Raw genomic sequence first — 13,717 nt, forward strand, 5'->3', positions numbered from 1 at the left:
CAGGCTCGCTTATGGTCAACGGGTCGGTGATCAGGGGGTTGACGGACAGGTTACGGCGTGCGGGCCTTATGTCAACCTTTCGTGATGTCGAGGTTGACGACTGGCTGCGCCGCGGTCTCCCGGGGCGCTGTGCCTTCTGCCTGGCGCCGAGCGAGGCCGGCCGACCCTGGTGCCGGGACTGCTTCGCCTTGCTACCCTGGAACCTGGCGTCTTGTCCGCGCTGCGCCGAGCCTCAACCGGGATGGTTCAGAGGGCGGGTCTGCGGGCATTGCCTGAGACGACCCCCTGCCTTCCAGCGGACCCGTGTGCCGTTACGCTACGAAGGAGAGATTGTCCGGCTGATGCAGCGGTTCAAGTTTCATGCCTCGCCTCGGGCAGGGACCGTGCTGTTGGCGCTGCTGACGGCCGCGTGGAGCGAGCGGGATGTACCGATGCCCGAGGCGTTGCTGGCCGTGCCGCTGCATCCCGAGCGCGCCCGTCGGCGTGGCTTCGACCAGGCCGGCTGGCTGGCCAGGCGCCTGGCGCGACGGCTGGGAATACCGATACGGGTGGCGCGCCGCCGGCGCAACACGCCGAGCCAGCGCGGACTGGGGCGCCGTGAGCGACGGGCCAACCTGCGCTCGGCCTTCGAGGTGCCCACCCGGCTGCCGCCCCGGGTGGCGCTGCTGGATGACGTCATGACCACCGGCGCGACCCTGGAGGCCCTGGCCGAGGCCTGCCGACGGGCCGGGGCCGAGCACATCGAGGCCTGGGCCATCGCCCGGACCCCGCGCGGGCAGTGACTCTGGTAGCATGACGCCTCGTCGCCGCCACCGGAGTCTGCCATGTCACACCACCCGCATCCCTTCGCCCTGCTCGATCCTGCCCGGGTCGTGGCGGCGGTCGAGTCGCTGGGGTTCTGGCTGCCCGGCGAGCCCTTCGCCCTCAACAGCTACGAGAATCGGGTCTTCCTGGTGCATGACGAGGAGCGCCGGCGCTGGGTGGTGAAGTTCTATCGTCCGGCGCGCTGGACGGATGCGCAGATCCAGGAGGAGCATGACTTCCTGGCCGAGCTGGCGGCCGCGGGCGTGGCCGTGGCGGCCCCCTGGCGGGATGCCCGCGAGGTCAGCCTGCATCGCGCCGAGGGCTTTCGCTTCGCCGTCTTTCCCCAGCTTCCCGGGCAGGCCCCGGAGCTTGAAAACCCGGTGCACCTCTTCGCCCTGGGCGAGCTGATCGGTGCCGTGCATGCGGTGGGGGCGCAACGCGCCTTCGCCCAGCGCCGCGCGCTGGATCTGGACGTCATGGTGCGGGAGGCGACCGAGCAGGTGCTGGCGAGTGGCTGGCTGGACCGTCGCCAGCGCGAGGTCTACGCGCGCCTCACCGCGGCGCTGCATCGTCAGCTTGAGCCGCATGCCTGGACGTCCCGGCAGGCGATCCGTGTGCAGGGCGACTGCCATATCGGCAATATCCTCGGGCGGGACGAGCATTTTGCCCTGGTGGACTTCGATGATGCGGTGATGGCGCCGGCGGTCCAGGACGTGTGGATGCTGCTGACCGCCCAGGAGGCCGGCGAGCGCCAGATGCAGCTCTCCGAGGTCATCGAGGGCTATGAGCAGCATCGCGACTTCGACCGAAAAGAGCTGGTCCTGGTCGAGCCCCTGCGCACGCTGCGATTACTGCGCCACAGCGCATGGCTGGTGGCGCGCTGGGAGGATCCCGCCTTCCCGGTGGCCTTTCCCTGGCTGGCCGATGCCGGCTATTGGGACGGCCATCTCCGCGAACTGGAACAGCAGCGCCAGCTCCTCGAGCGCTCGCCCCGCTGGTTGGCCTGAGGGCCGCCACGCTCGGGGCGGCCCGGACACCGCCACGCCCCCAGCGGAGGCGCTCGCATCATGCCGGGGGAGACTGAAAGCGGGGTCAGTCGTCGCCGGCCTCTGCGGCCTCGTCGGCCCGGCGCCGCTCGGCGTTGATCTCGGCGGAGGGATTGACCTGCTCCTCGATACGGATCGGGCTGGCCAGCCGGAGCGTGAAGTGATGTTCGGGGCGCAGGGTACAACGCTCGGCCTGGCAGGCGTCGAGGCCGAAGTGACCATCGCGGTCATAGGCCCCGGCGGAGAACTCACCGCTGTAGATCTCACTTTCGCTGCCTTCGGTTTCGATGCAGGTCAGGGCCTTGGTGGTGAGGCGGATGCGCTCGCCGTCGCGTTGCGCATCGCCGATCACCACGCAGTAGTCCGGCAGGCGGTGGCGGGCGTCGCTGTTCGCGACCGGACGCAGCACGATGTCATCATGGCGTGGCGTCGCGTTGTCCAGGGTCAGGGTGTCGATAACCTGGACCGTGATCTCGGCATCGGCAGGCAGTTCCAGGGTGTCGCTCATGGCCAGGCTCGGCACGAGGGCGGTGGCCAGCAGCAGGGCAAGGGGCTTGATCATGTCGGGCTCTCGGGGGTGACTTGGGCACTGCATGAGAATGCCCATACCTTACCATACCTCGGTGTCCCGGGCAGCCGGCCGGCCGGCGCGACATTCTGTCACTGACCCTGAGCCGAGTGTCGGACCCTGGCCTGCAGGGGCGGACGGCTTGCGCTAGAATGGCTCGTCCGGCATGCTGGATGTTTTACTTTACAAAAAATATGTATAGTTATTGTATAAAAATGATGGCCCGGCCATCGCCGCTGCCTCAGGACTACGACTCTGCCATGGGGGCCTGATCATGTCGTCCGAAGAACTTGCCAACCACTATCGCCGCATCATCGTCGAACTGGGAGAGGACCCGGACCGGGAGGGGTTGCGCGACACCCCCAGGCGGGCCGCCAAGGCGATGCAATTCCTCAACCACGGCTATACCCAGTCGCTGGAGGAGATCGTCAACGGCGCCGTCTTCGCTTCCGATACCGACGAGATGGTGTTGGTCAAGGACATCGAACTCTACTCGATGTGCGAGCATCATCTGCTGCCCTTCATCGGCAAGTGTCATATCGCCTATCTGCCCAGTGGCAAGGTGCTGGGGCTGTCCAAGTTCGCGCGTATTGTCGACATGTATGCCCGCCGCATGCAGATTCAGGAGAATCTCACCCGCCAGATCGCCGAGGCCGTGCTGAGAGTCACCGAGGCACGCGGTGTGGCGGTGGTGATCGAGGCGAGCCACCTGTGCATGATGATGCGCGGGGTCGAGAAGCAGAACTCCAGCATGACGTCGTCGGTGATGCTTGGCGCCTTCCGCGAGAATCAGAGTACCCGCCAGGAGTTCCTTACCCTGGTCAGCGGACGCTGAAGGAGGCACCGTACATGCCGATACATGCCTTGGACGACCAGCACTTCGATCACGAGCTGGCCACCATTCGCATCAAGAACCTGCGGTTGCGGACCCACATCGGCATTAAGGACGACGAAATCCGCAACCGGCAGGACGTGGTAATCAATGCAGTGATCCGTTACCGGGCCCACAAGGCGGTCGAGTTCAACCGTATCGAGCAGGCGCTGAACTATCGCACTATCACCAAGGAGATGATCGCGCTGGTCGAGGATCGCCGCTTCCTGCTGCTCGAGCGCATGACTCGGGAGGTGCTTGACCTGATCATGAGCCACTCGCCGGTACTCACCGCCCAGGTTGAGATCGACAAGCCCCACGCGCTGCGCTTCGCCGACTCCGTCTCCGTTACCCTCTCCGACTCCCGGGAGCCACGCCACTCCCTCTGAACACGCTGGCTGACAGCATTTTCGTAGGCGGTATTGGTTGGCGCATAGGCCCGCTTGCGCTTAGCATTAATTCATTACCCCCGAGATGCACGTTCCGCAGCCAGGAGTCGACAATGGAAGACCTCAAGGAAACCCAGCTCTATTGCCCCTTCGCCTATATCGACGGCAGCTGGGTGGCCGCCGACAGCGGCGAGCAGATCGATGTGATCAATCCCGCCACCGGGCAGAGCATGGGTGATGTACCGCGCCTGGGGCGGGCGGAGACCGAACGGGCCATCGAGGCCGCCGATGCCGCCTGGCCGGCGTGGCGGGCGTTGACCGCCCTGGAGCGCGCGGACGTCCTGATGAAGTGGCATGACCTGATGATGGAGCATCAGGACGACCTGGCCATGATCATGACCCATGAGCAGGGCAAGCCGCTCAAGGAGGCCGCCGGCGAGATCGCCTATGCGGCGAGCTTCTTGCGCTGGTACGCCGAGGAGGCCCGGCGAGTCTATGGCGAGACCGTTCCCGCCGCCAAGGCCAACCAGCGCATCGTGGTCACCAAACAGCCCATCGGGGTAGTGGGCGCCATCACGCCCTGGAACTTCCCTGCCGCGATGATCACTCGCAAGGCCGGGGCGGCCTTGGCCGCCGGCTGCACCTTCGTGGTCAAGCCGGCCAGCCAGACGCCCTTCTCGGCGACCGCTCTGGCGTTGCTGGCCGAGCGAGCCGGGGTGCCTCGCGGAGTGTTCAACGTGGTACCGGGCCGCGCCTCGGAGATCGCCGCGGCGATGACCGAGTCGCCGCTGGTGCGCAAGATCACCTTCACCGGCTCCACCGAGGTGGGGCGACAGCTGATGGCCCAGGCCTCCCAGCATATCCAGAAGATCTCCCTGGAACTCGGCGGTAACGCCCCCTTCATCGTCTTCGAGGACGCCGACCTCGATGCCGCCGTGGAAGGCGCCATGGCCGCCAAGTTCCGCAATGCCGGCCAGACCTGTGTGTGTACCAACCGCTTCCTGGTACAGTCCAGCGTGGTCAATGCCTTCTGCGAGAAGCTGGCCGTGGCCATGAACAGCGAGCTCAAGGTGGGAGACGGCACCCAGGCGGGCGTCAACATCGGTCCGCTGATCGACAATCAGGCCGTGGACAAGGTCAGCGAGCATGTCCAGGACGCCGTCGACCATGGCGCCGAGCTGCTGCTCGGTGGCCATCCGCATCCGCTGGGGGGCAACTTCTTCACCCCGACCCTGATCAGCTTCGCCAATGGCCGCATGAAGGTGGCCCAGGAGGAGACCTTCGGGCCGCTGGCGGCGGTCTTCCCCTTCGACGATGAGGAGGAGGCGGTACGCATGGCCAACGATACCCAGTACGGGCTGGCCTCCTACTTCTACTCCCGCGACCTGGGCCGCGTGTGGCGGGTGGCCGATGCCCTGGAGTACGGCATGGTGGGTGTCAACACCGGACTGATCTCTAACGCCGCTGCTCCCTTCGGCGGGGTCAAGGCCTCGGGTCTCGGCCGCGAGGGTGGCCACCAGGGCCTCGACGAGTTCTTGGAGACCAAGTACCTGTGTATCGATCTGGGTTGACAGCGCCAAGCGCCGAGCTGCAAGCGCCAAGCTGGTCGGTGACGGGCGGCCGGTAGCGAGGCAAAGAACGTGAAACCCCACCGGGTGTTGAGCCCGGTGGGGTTTTCTTGTTGACGCCAGAAATGGCTGTGACACCATCCTGCGGCGCTCGGCGCTCGGCGCTCGGCGCTCGGCGCTCGGCGCTCGGCGCTCGGCGCTCGGCGCTCGGCGCTCGGCGCTCAGTGCCGAAAGTGCCGCATCCCGGTAAATACCATGGCGATGCCGGCCTCGTTGGCGGCGTCGATCACCTCCTGATCGCGCATGGAGCCGCCGGGCTGGATCACCGCGGCGATGCCGGCGGCGGCCGCGGCATCGATGCCGTCACGGAAGGGGAAGAAGGCGTCGCTCGCCATCACCGAGCCGGGCACCGAAAGCCCCTCGTCGGCGGCCTTGATGCCGGCGATCTTCGCCGAGTAGACCCGGCTCATCTGGCCGGCCCCCACGCCGATGGTCTGGCCGTTCTTGGCATAGACGATGGCGTTGGACTTGACGTACTTGCCGACCTTCCAGGCGAAGGCTAGGTCGCGCATCTCCTGCTCGGTGGGCACCCGTTCAGTGACCACGCTGAGCTCGTCGCGGCCTACCATGCCCAGGTCGCGGTCCTGGACCAGCAGCCCGCCGGTGACGCGTTTGAAGTCGTGAGCGTGCTCGCGCTCGCCGGGCCAGTGGGCGCTAACGTCCAGCAGCCGCACGTTCTTCTTCTCAGCAACGATGGCTTCCGCCTCGTCTTCCACCCCGGGGGCGATGATCACCTCGACGAACTGGCGGTCGATGATGACGCGGGCCGTCTCGGCGTCCAGCGGTACGTTGAAGGCGATGATACCGCCGAAGGCGCTAGTGGGGTCGGTGGCGAAGGCTTTCTCGTAAGCTTCCCTCGGGCTTGCGCCCACCGCCACACCGCAGGGATTGGCGTGCTTGACGATCACGCAGGCGGTCTCGGTGAACGCCTTGACGCACTCGAAGGCGGCATCGGTGTCGGCGACGTTGTTGAAGGAGAGCGCCTTGCCCTGGCGCTGGGTGGCGGTGGCCACGCTGGCTTCGCTGGCGTCGGCCTCGACGTAGAAGGCCGCGTTCTGGTGCGGGTTCTCGCCGTAGCGCATGGCCTGCTTCTTGATGAACTGCAGGTTGTAGGTGCGCGGGAAGCCATCCTCCCCGCCGGGCACTCGCTGGCCCAGGTAGTCGGCGATGGCCGCATCGTAACCGGCGGTATGCTCGAAGGCTTTCACGGCCAGGTCGAAGCGGGTGGCCTCAGAAACCGCGCCGTCATGCTCGGCCATCTCCGCCAGCACCCGGCCATAGTCGTCGGCCGCCACCACGATGGTGGTATCGGCGTGGTTCTTGGCACAGGCGCGCACCATGGTCGGGCCGCCGATGTCGATGTTCTCGATGGCCTCTTCGAGCGTGCAGTCGGGCCGGGCCACGGTCTGGGCGAAGGGGTAGAGGTTGACCACCACCATGTCGATGGGGGCGATGCCATGCTCGGCCATGATCGTGTCGTCCTGGCCGCGACGCCCCAGGATGCCGCCATGGATCTTTGGATGCAGTGTCTTGACCCGGCCATCCATCATCTCGGGGAAGCCGGTGTGTTCGGCGACCTCGGTGACGGCGATGCCGTTCTCGGCCAGCAGGCGGAAGGTGCCACCCGTGGAGAGCAGCTCGACGCCTTGCTCGGTGAGGCGGCGGGCGAAGTCGACGATGCCGGTCTTGTCGGAGACGCTGAGCAGGGCGCGGCGGACCGGGAGGGGGGTGGCATGGGCCATGGAAGTCACTCTCTAGCGGAAAAAATCGAAAAGACGGTACTGCCGAGGGCAGCGCGGGTATGCCTGCGCCCTCGGGGATTAGATCAGGCCATGGTGCTTGAGCTTCTTGCGCAGGGTGCCGCGGTTGAGGCCGAGGATCTCGGCGGCGCGGGTCTGGTTGCCGCGGGTGTGCTCCAGCACCGAGGCAAGCAGCGGCGCCTCCACCTCGGCCATCACCATGGCATAGAGGTCGGTGGCACTGCTGCCGTCGAGGTGATCGAAGTAGCGGTGCATGGCCGCGTCGACGGCCTCGCGAAGGGGCCTGTCATCCTGCGGCTCGGGACGGTTGCCATCGCTCATGCCGGCAAGATCGAGGCCGGCGCCGGTGCCGAGACCGGGTTGCGACGGGGAGGGGTCAAAGGCGTGGCTGCTGTTCATGCGGCACAGGTTCCATCCGGCGTCACGGCCCGGGCCACACGGCGAGGCGCCGTGGCGGGATCGTGACGAAATAGTTCGTCGATGAAGCGGCACTGGGCAGCGGCGTCGTCCAGGCCATTGAAGGTACGTCTCAGGGCGCGCCGGCCGGTATCGTCGAAGCGGGCATCGCCGGCCAGGTACCAGCCGAGATGCTTACGGGCGATGCGCACGCCCATGTGCTCACCATAGAAGTCGTGGAGCGCCAGGAGGTGGTCGCGCAGCACCTCGGCCCGCTCTCGGGTGCCGGGAGGCGGCAGGTGCTCTCCATGGCGCAGGTAGTGGTCGATCTCGCGGAAGATCCAGGGGTTGCCCTGGGCGCCGCGACCGACCATCACCGCATCCGCTCCAGTATAGTCGAGGACATGCGCCGCTTTCTCGGGCGAGGCGACATCCCCGTTGGCGAACACGGGGATCGAGACGGCGGCCTTGATCGCGGCAATGGTGTCGTACTCCGCTTCGCCGCCGTAGCACTGCTGGCGATGGCGACCATGCACCGCGAGCGCCTGAATGCCGGCGGCCTCGGCCATTCGCGCCACGCGCACCCCATTGTTGCTCTCGGCGCACCAGCCGGTGCGGATCTTCAGGGTGACCGGTACGTCGACGGCCGCCACCACCGCCTCGAGGATCTCGGCCACCAGCCGCTCGTCGCGCAGCAGGGCGGAGCCGGCGGCCTTGTTGCAGACCTTCTTGGCGGGGCAGCCCATGTTGATGTCGATGATTTCGGCGCCCATGCCGACGTTGAGCCGAGCGGCCTCGGCGAGCATGGCCGCGTCGCCGCCGGCGATCTGCACGCTGCGCGGTCCGGGTTCCCCCCGGTGATCCATGCGCAGCCGCGACTTGCGGGTGTGCCACAGGCTAGGGTCCGAGGTCACCATCTCGCCCACCACCAGGCCCGCGCCCAGCCGGCGGCAGAGCGCGCGGAAAGGGCGGTCGGTGACGCCGGCCATGGGGGCCAGCACCACCCGGTTGGGCAGGATGTGGCGACCGATGCGGGGCAGGGGATGAGAGTCGGGCATGGGTTCGACCGATGGTGCGAAGGGGGGACATACTATACGCCCCCCACGGTGGATGGTGAAGGCAGCCGGGGGACGGCCAAGGACTATCGCAGATAGCTTCCATCGCGCGGGGCTGATCTGGAGACAAGCCTGCGAGGAGGCGCTGTAAACCCCTCCCTGGGCGCTACCGACGCCATCCCTGGCATAGGACCTCCTCTTCGGCTTTGCCCCCAGCGCCCCTCGCTTTGCGTAACTGCGATAGCCCTTGGGGACGGTCTCAGCCTGGGCGCCGCCCGACGGATCGCCGCCCGACGGAGCGCCGTCCGGACAGCCGTATCCAGCCCTCGCGCACCTCGGGTTCGTCCATGACCAGGCCGCGGTCGCGATAGGCGTCGAGCACCTCCTCGGCCTGGGGCTCGAGGATGCCGGACAGCGCCAGGCGGCCGCCCGGCGCGACATGGTCGGCGATCATCGGGGCCAGCTCCACCAGCGGGCCGGCCAGAATGTTGGCCACCACGATGGGGAAGCGGCTGGCGGCCTCGAGCTGCTCGGGATAGCAGAGCCGGAAGTCGCCTTCGGCCACGTCGTTGCGCTCGGCGTTGTCGCGGCTCGCCGAAAGCGCCTGCGGGTCGATATCGGTGCCGGTGGCATGCCGGGCGCCGAGCTTGAGGGCGGCGATGGCCAGGATGCCCGAGCCCGTGCCCACGTCGAGTAGCGTCTGGTCGGTCAGCGCGCCGTCCATCGCCAGGCCATCGAGCCACGCCAGGCACAGCGCCGTGGTGGGGTGGGTGCCGGTGCCGAAGGCCAGCCCCGGGTCCAGGTGCAGGTTGACGGCGTCGGGCGCCGGTGGGGCGTGCCAACTGGGCACGATCCATAGCCGTTGGCCCATTTGCAGCGGCTGGAAATCCGCCATCCACTCCCGCCCCCAGTCCCGGTCGGCGAGCAGTTCATGCTCGATCTCGGGACAGGGCTCACCGGGGTGCTCGGTGGCCCAAGCCTGGCGGACCCGGTCGAGCATCGCCTCGACCCCCTCCAGGTCGTCATAGAGGCCGGTGAGGACGGTCTCGTCCCACAGCGGGGTGCTGCCGCGCTCGGGCTCGAAGACGGGGTCGTCATGGGCATCCTGCAGGGTGATGGCGGTGGCGCCCTCGGCGAGCAGCAGCTCCTCCAGGGTCTCGGCTTGCTCGGGGGCAATATGGGCCTTGAGTTGCAGCCAGGGCATGAGGCGTCTCCTGGGGGTCGGGGATGGAGCAGAGGGGAAAGGCAACGCAAGCGGGGCGGCCCTGGCCGCCCCGCGGGAGCGTCATGCCGGCCTACAGGCTAAGCTTCTTCTCCAGGTAGTGGATGTTGACGCCGCCCTGCTGGAAGTGGCCGTCACGCACCAGGTCCTTGTGCAGGTCGGTGTTGGTCTTGATGCCTTCGACCAGCAGCTCGTCCAGGGCGTTGCGCATGCGGATCAGCGCGGTCTCGCGGTCCACGGCCCAGGTGATCAGCTTGCCGATCAGCGAATCGTAATGGGGCGGTACCGTGTAACCGGTATAGACATGAGAGTCCATGCGCACCCCAAGCCCGCCCGGCGGGTGATAGAGGGTCACCTTGCCGGGAGACGGCATGAAGGTGCGGGGATCCTCGGCGTTGATCCGGCACTCGAAGGCGTGGCCGTTGAGCTTGACGTCCTCCTGGCGCACCGAGAGCGGCAGGCCCGAGGCGATGCGCAGCTGCTCGCAGACGATGTCCACCCCGGTGACCATCTCGGTGACCGGATGCTCCACCTGGACCCGAGTGTTCATCTCGATGAAGAAGAACTGGCCGTCCTCGTAGAGGAACTCGAAGGTGCCGGCGCCCCGGTAGCCGATGGTGATACAGGCCTGTCGGCACGCCTCGAGCACCTCGGCGCGGGCGGCCGCATCGATGCCGGGGGCCGGCGCCTCCTCGATCACCTTCTGGTGGCGGCGCTGCAGGGAGCAATCTCGGTCATAGAGGTGGATGGCGTTGCCCTGGCCGTCGGCCAGCACCTGGACTTCGACGTGGCGCGGGTTCTCGAGGAACTTCTCCATATAGACGGTACCGTCGCCGAAGGCCGAGTGGGCCTCGGTACGGGTCACGTTGACCGCCGAGAGCAGGTGCGCCTCGGTATGCACCACGCGCATGCCGCGCCCGCCGCCGCCGGCGGCCGCCTTGATGATCACGGGGTAGCCGATGCGCCGCGCCGTGGTGACGATCTCGCCCTCGTCGTCCCCCAAGGGCCCGTCGGAGCCCGGCACCGTGGGGACGCCGGCCTGCTTCATCGACTCGATGGCGCTGACCTTGTCGCCCATCAGGCGGATGGTCTCGGCCTTCGGCCCGATGAAGGTAAAGCCGGAGCGCTCGACCTGCTCGGCGAAGTTGGCGTTCTCGGAGAGGAAGCCGTAGCCGGGGTGGATGGCGCTGGCATCGGTGACTTCCGCGGCGCTGATCAGCGCGGGAATATTGAGGTAGGATTGGGCCGAGGGGGCCGGGCCGATGCATACGGCCTCGTCGGCCAGGCGCACGTGCATCAACTCGCGGTCGGCCTTGGAGTGCACGGCGACCGTCCGGATGCCCAGTTCCTTGCAGGCGCGAAGGATGCGCAGGGCGATCTCGCCACGATTGGCGATGAGAACCTTGTCCAGCATGATGGGGTCCGCCAGTGTTGTGGAAAGCTCAGGAGATGACGAGCAGCGGCTGGTCGAACTCGACCGGCTCGCCGTCCTCGACCAGGACCGCCTCGATCACGCCGTCGCGGTCGGCCTCGATCTGATTCATCATCTTCATCGCCTCGACGATGCAGATGGTCTCGCCTTTCTTGACGCTCGAGCCCACCTCGATGAAGGGCTTGGAGCCCGGGGCCGGCGACCGATAGAAGGTGCCGACCATCGGCGAGTTCACGCTATGGCCCCGGTAGGCAGGGCCCTCGTCGGCCGCCGCCGGTTCGGTCGGGGCGGCCACCGGGGCGGCCGCCGGTTGCCCCGGCGCCGGCCAGGCGGGAGCGGTGGGCTGCGGCCAGGCCGTGCCGTTGGGGTGACGGCTGATGCGCACCGACTCCTCGCCTTCCTGGATCTCGATCTCGCTGATGTTCGACTCTTCCAGCAACTCGATCAGCTTCTTGACCTTGCGGATATCCATGACGTTTGTCTCGACCGGTTGGATTCGGGGGTGGCCGAAGGCGCTGTAAACCCTGGCCAACTCGCAATAGATCGCGGCAAGATAGCGTCTCTTGTCGCCTCTATTGGCCTTGAAAAGCAGCGTTGGCGGAGTGTGCCGAAAATCGGCGTTGATGTCCAGCAGAGGGCGAACGCTGTTCGCGCTTTGCCATGAACGAGGTTAGCCGTCAGCTCCGCCGATCGTCCAGCCAGGCCTGGACCCCTGTCAGATGGCTGGCCAGCTGCTCGGCGTTGACCTCGCCCTGGATCCGCGCCGAGCGCAGCTCCCGGCCGTCGTCGAAGAATAGCAGGCTCGGCGGGCCGAACAGGGCATAGTGCTCGAGCAGCGTCCGGCTGGTGGCATCGGTCTCGGTGACATCTACCTCGATGTGCCGAAAGTCGGCCAGGGCGGTGGCCACCGCCGGGGCGGGGAACACCTCGCGCTCCATGACCTTGCAGGAGATGCACCAGTCGGCGGTGACGTTGACCAGCGCCGGTCGTTCGCTCTCGGCCAGGGCCGAGCGCAGCTCAGGCAGGCTCTTGACGGTCGTCACGGCGCGGGGCGGATCGGCCGCGACATCGGCGGTCCGGGAAGGGGCCTGAGCGAGCGGCCGGAGAGGGTCACCGGCGCCGCTTGCGGCACCGATCACCAGGGTGATGCCCCAGACGAGCAAGAGGATGCCGCCAGCCTGACGGACCCGGGGCCAGCCGTTGGGTCGGTCCAGGCTCAGGGCACCGAGGGCCAATGCGGTGCCCAGCGCCAGGGCGGCCCACAGCAGCAGGGCGACAGGCCCCGGCACCAAACGCTCCACCAGCCAGATCGCCACGCCCAGCAGCAGGATGCCGAAAGCCGTCTTGACGCCGGCCATCCAGGCGCCGGAGCGCGGCAGCAGGGTGGTGCCGAAGGTGCCCACCAGCAGCAGCGGCACGCCCATGCCGAGTGCCAGGGCCAGCAGGGCGGCGCCGCCTACCAGGGCGTCCCCCGTGGAGGAGATGAAGACCAGGGCCCCGGCCAGGGGCGCGGAGACGCAGGGTGAGACCACCAGCACCGACAGCGCCCCGGCCAGGGCCAGGCCGGCAGGACCGCTGCGCTGGGCCCGGGCCTGCCAGGCATCGATGCGTGAAGCCAGGCGGGGCGAGAGCCGCAGGTCGAAGGTGCCGAACATGGCCAAGGCGAAGACCACGAAGAGCCCCGCGAAGGTGATCAGCACCGGCGCCGACTGCAACCGAGCCTGGAGATTGAGGCCGGCTCCGAACAGGCCCATGAGGACGCCGACCAACGCATAGGTCAGTGCCATCCCGGCCACGTAGCTGGCCGAGAGCGTGAAGGCGCGGGGACGGCTGGGGTGCTGGCCGACGATGATCGAGGACAGGATCGGCACCATGGGCAGCACGCAGGGCGTGAAGGTCAGGCCCAGGCCGGCGAGGAAGAAAAGCCCGAGGACCAGGGGCAGGCTGGCCTCCTGGATCAGGGCCTGGAAGCGACCATCCTCGCTCTGAGGCGCCATGGGGGCGCGGGCGGTGTCCAGCGCCACGCCTTCGGCCGTGGGCGCCTCGCCAGACCAGGCGGCGAAGGCGGGCGGTGCCGGGCCTTGCGCTGCCTCCAACTCGACATGTTCGGGGGGGTAGCAGAGGCCGGCATCGGCACAGCCCTGGAAGGTCAGACGGATCCCCAACGGGCCGCGTGGGGCGCCCTCCATCGGCACCGCGAAGACCAGCTGGTCGTAGAAGACGTTGACATCGCCGAGGAACTCGTCGCTCTTGGCTTCGCCGGGCGGCAGGTCCGGCTCGCCGAGAACGATCGAGGCGTCCCGGGAGGCGACCTCGAAGCGGTGACGGTAGAGGTAGTAGCCCTCGGCGTTCTCGAAGCCTACCCACAGGGTCTCACCGTCATGCCAGGCGCTGGGTTGGAAGGCCTCGAGCACCGGCAGGAACGCATCGTCGCTGGAGGTGAACCACTGGGCGCCGGCACTGAGCGGGATCAGCAGCAGAGCGATCAGGCAGGCGAGGCGGCGGGCGTAAGACACGGCGCTTCCTTGAGGTGGTCGGTCGAAATC

The 13,717-nt window shown here is 67.7% G+C and carries 13 protein-coding genes; 5 read left to right on the forward strand and 8 right to left on the reverse strand.

Features of this window, described 5'->3' with window-relative positions; genetic code table 11:
• Positions 1-68: 68 nt before the first annotated feature.
• Together FHR94_RS02765 and FHR94_RS02770 are read left to right on the forward strand one after the other, a co-directional pair.
• Entirely contained in the window at positions 69-782 is a 714-nt protein-coding gene (locus tag FHR94_RS02765; protein WP_183324087.1) for a ComFC family protein, read from the forward strand.
• Positions 783-824: 42 nt separating this feature from the next.
• The gene (locus FHR94_RS02770; protein WP_183324088.1) at positions 825-1,811 is read left to right on the forward strand and encodes a serine/threonine protein kinase; all 987 of its coding nucleotides are present in this window, start codon (positions 825-827) and stop codon (positions 1,809-1,811) included.
• Between the two features lie 85 nt (positions 1,812-1,896).
• Here FHR94_RS02770 and FHR94_RS02775 read toward each other — a convergent pair whose 3' ends face one another.
• A complete protein-coding gene (locus tag FHR94_RS02775) occupies positions 1,897-2,412 on the reverse strand; it encodes a hypothetical protein (RefSeq protein WP_183324089.1) in 516 nt (171 codons plus the stop codon).
• A gap of 280 nt (positions 2,413-2,692) precedes the next feature.
• Between FHR94_RS02775 and folE the strand changes: the two genes are divergently transcribed.
• From folE to FHR94_RS02790, 3 genes are all read left to right on the forward strand, one after another.
• Positions 2,693-3,253 carry a GTP cyclohydrolase I FolE gene (folE, locus tag FHR94_RS02780; protein ID WP_183324090.1) on the forward strand — a complete coding sequence of 187 codons (561 nt, stop codon included), beginning with the start codon at positions 2,693-2,695 and terminating at the stop codon, positions 3,251-3,253.
• 14 nt (positions 3,254-3,267) lie between these two features.
• The gene (folX, locus tag FHR94_RS02785) at positions 3,268-3,678 is read left to right on the forward strand and encodes a dihydroneopterin triphosphate 2'-epimerase (RefSeq protein ID WP_183324091.1); all 411 of its coding nucleotides are present in this window, start codon (positions 3,268-3,270) and stop codon (positions 3,676-3,678) included.
• Between the two features lie 113 nt (positions 3,679-3,791).
• Entirely contained in the window at positions 3,792-5,249 is a 1,458-nt protein-coding gene (locus tag FHR94_RS02790; RefSeq protein ID WP_183324092.1) for an NAD-dependent succinate-semialdehyde dehydrogenase, read from the forward strand.
• A 218-nt stretch (positions 5,250-5,467) separates the two neighbouring features.
• On the opposite strand, the gene purH is transcribed toward FHR94_RS02790, so the two are convergent.
• The 7 genes from purH to dsbD all read right to left on the reverse strand — a co-directional run bounded on the left by purH (position 5,468) and on the right by dsbD (position 13,687).
• Complete coding sequence (gene purH, locus FHR94_RS02795) at positions 5,468-7,048, reverse strand: bifunctional phosphoribosylaminoimidazolecarboxamide formyltransferase/IMP cyclohydrolase (RefSeq protein WP_183324093.1); 1,581 nt, start codon at positions 7,046-7,048, stop codon at positions 5,468-5,470.
• Positions 7,049-7,126: 78 nt separating this feature from the next.
• Positions 7,127-7,387: a DNA-binding transcriptional regulator Fis gene (gene fis / locus FHR94_RS02800; protein WP_246389808.1), complete on the reverse strand. Its 261-nt coding sequence runs from the start codon at positions 7,385-7,387 to the stop codon at positions 7,127-7,129.
• 74 nt (positions 7,388-7,461) lie between these two features.
• Entirely contained in the window at positions 7,462-8,520 is a 1,059-nt protein-coding gene (gene dusB, locus FHR94_RS02805) for a tRNA dihydrouridine synthase DusB (RefSeq protein ID WP_183324095.1), read from the reverse strand.
• A 256-nt stretch (positions 8,521-8,776) separates the two neighbouring features.
• Complete coding sequence (prmA, locus tag FHR94_RS02810; RefSeq protein WP_183324096.1) at positions 8,777-9,721, reverse strand: 50S ribosomal protein L11 methyltransferase; 945 nt, start codon at positions 9,719-9,721, stop codon at positions 8,777-8,779.
• Between the two features lie 91 nt (positions 9,722-9,812).
• Positions 9,813-11,153, reverse strand: coding sequence for an acetyl-CoA carboxylase biotin carboxylase subunit (gene accC / locus FHR94_RS02815; RefSeq protein ID WP_183324097.1), 1,341 nt, complete (start codon positions 11,151-11,153; stop codon positions 9,813-9,815).
• Positions 11,154-11,181: 28 nt separating this feature from the next.
• Positions 11,182-11,643, reverse strand: a complete 462-nt coding sequence (accB, locus tag FHR94_RS02820) for an acetyl-CoA carboxylase biotin carboxyl carrier protein (protein WP_183324098.1) — start codon at positions 11,641-11,643, stop codon at positions 11,182-11,184.
• Positions 11,644-11,848: 205 nt separating this feature from the next.
• Entirely contained in the window at positions 11,849-13,687 is a 1,839-nt protein-coding gene (gene dsbD, locus FHR94_RS02825) for a protein-disulfide reductase DsbD (RefSeq protein ID WP_183324099.1), read from the reverse strand.
• Positions 13,688-13,717 lie beyond the last annotated feature (30 nt).

Origin of the sequence: Halomonas cerina, from assembly GCF_014192215.1 — a bacterium.
Taxonomy (GTDB): domain Bacteria; phylum Pseudomonadota; class Gammaproteobacteria; order Pseudomonadales; family Halomonadaceae; genus Halomonas; species Halomonas cerina.

Excerpts from the sequence above, each read along its gene's own strand:
- purH (WP_183324093.1), bottom strand. The coding sequence starts at position 7,048 with ATGGCCCATGCCACCCCCCTCCCGGTCCGCCGCGCCCTGCTCAGCGTC.
- FHR94_RS02765 (WP_183324087.1), top strand. The coding sequence starts at position 69 with ATGTCAACCTTTCGTGATGTCGAGGTTGACGACTGGCTGCGCCGCGGT.
- fis (WP_246389808.1), bottom strand. The coding sequence starts at position 7,387 with ATGAGCGATGGCAACCGTCCCGAGCCGCAGGATGACAGGCCCCTTCGC.
- dusB (WP_183324095.1), bottom strand. The coding sequence starts at position 8,520 with ATGCCCGACTCTCATCCCCTGCCCCGCATCGGTCGCCACATCCTGCCC.
- FHR94_RS02770 (WP_183324088.1), top strand. The coding sequence starts at position 825 with ATGTCACACCACCCGCATCCCTTCGCCCTGCTCGATCCTGCCCGGGTC.
- folX (WP_183324091.1), top strand. The coding sequence starts at position 3,268 with ATGCCGATACATGCCTTGGACGACCAGCACTTCGATCACGAGCTGGCC.
- prmA (WP_183324096.1), bottom strand. The coding sequence starts at position 9,721 with ATGCCCTGGCTGCAACTCAAGGCCCATATTGCCCCCGAGCAAGCCGAG.
- FHR94_RS02775 (WP_183324089.1), bottom strand. The coding sequence starts at position 2,412 with ATGATCAAGCCCCTTGCCCTGCTGCTGGCCACCGCCCTCGTGCCGAGC.
- FHR94_RS02790 (WP_183324092.1), top strand. The coding sequence starts at position 3,792 with ATGGAAGACCTCAAGGAAACCCAGCTCTATTGCCCCTTCGCCTATATC.
- folE (WP_183324090.1), top strand. The coding sequence starts at position 2,693 with ATGTCGTCCGAAGAACTTGCCAACCACTATCGCCGCATCATCGTCGAA.
- accC (WP_183324097.1), bottom strand. The coding sequence starts at position 11,153 with ATGCTGGACAAGGTTCTCATCGCCAATCGTGGCGAGATCGCCCTGCGC.
- accB (WP_183324098.1), bottom strand. The coding sequence starts at position 11,643 with ATGGATATCCGCAAGGTCAAGAAGCTGATCGAGTTGCTGGAAGAGTCG.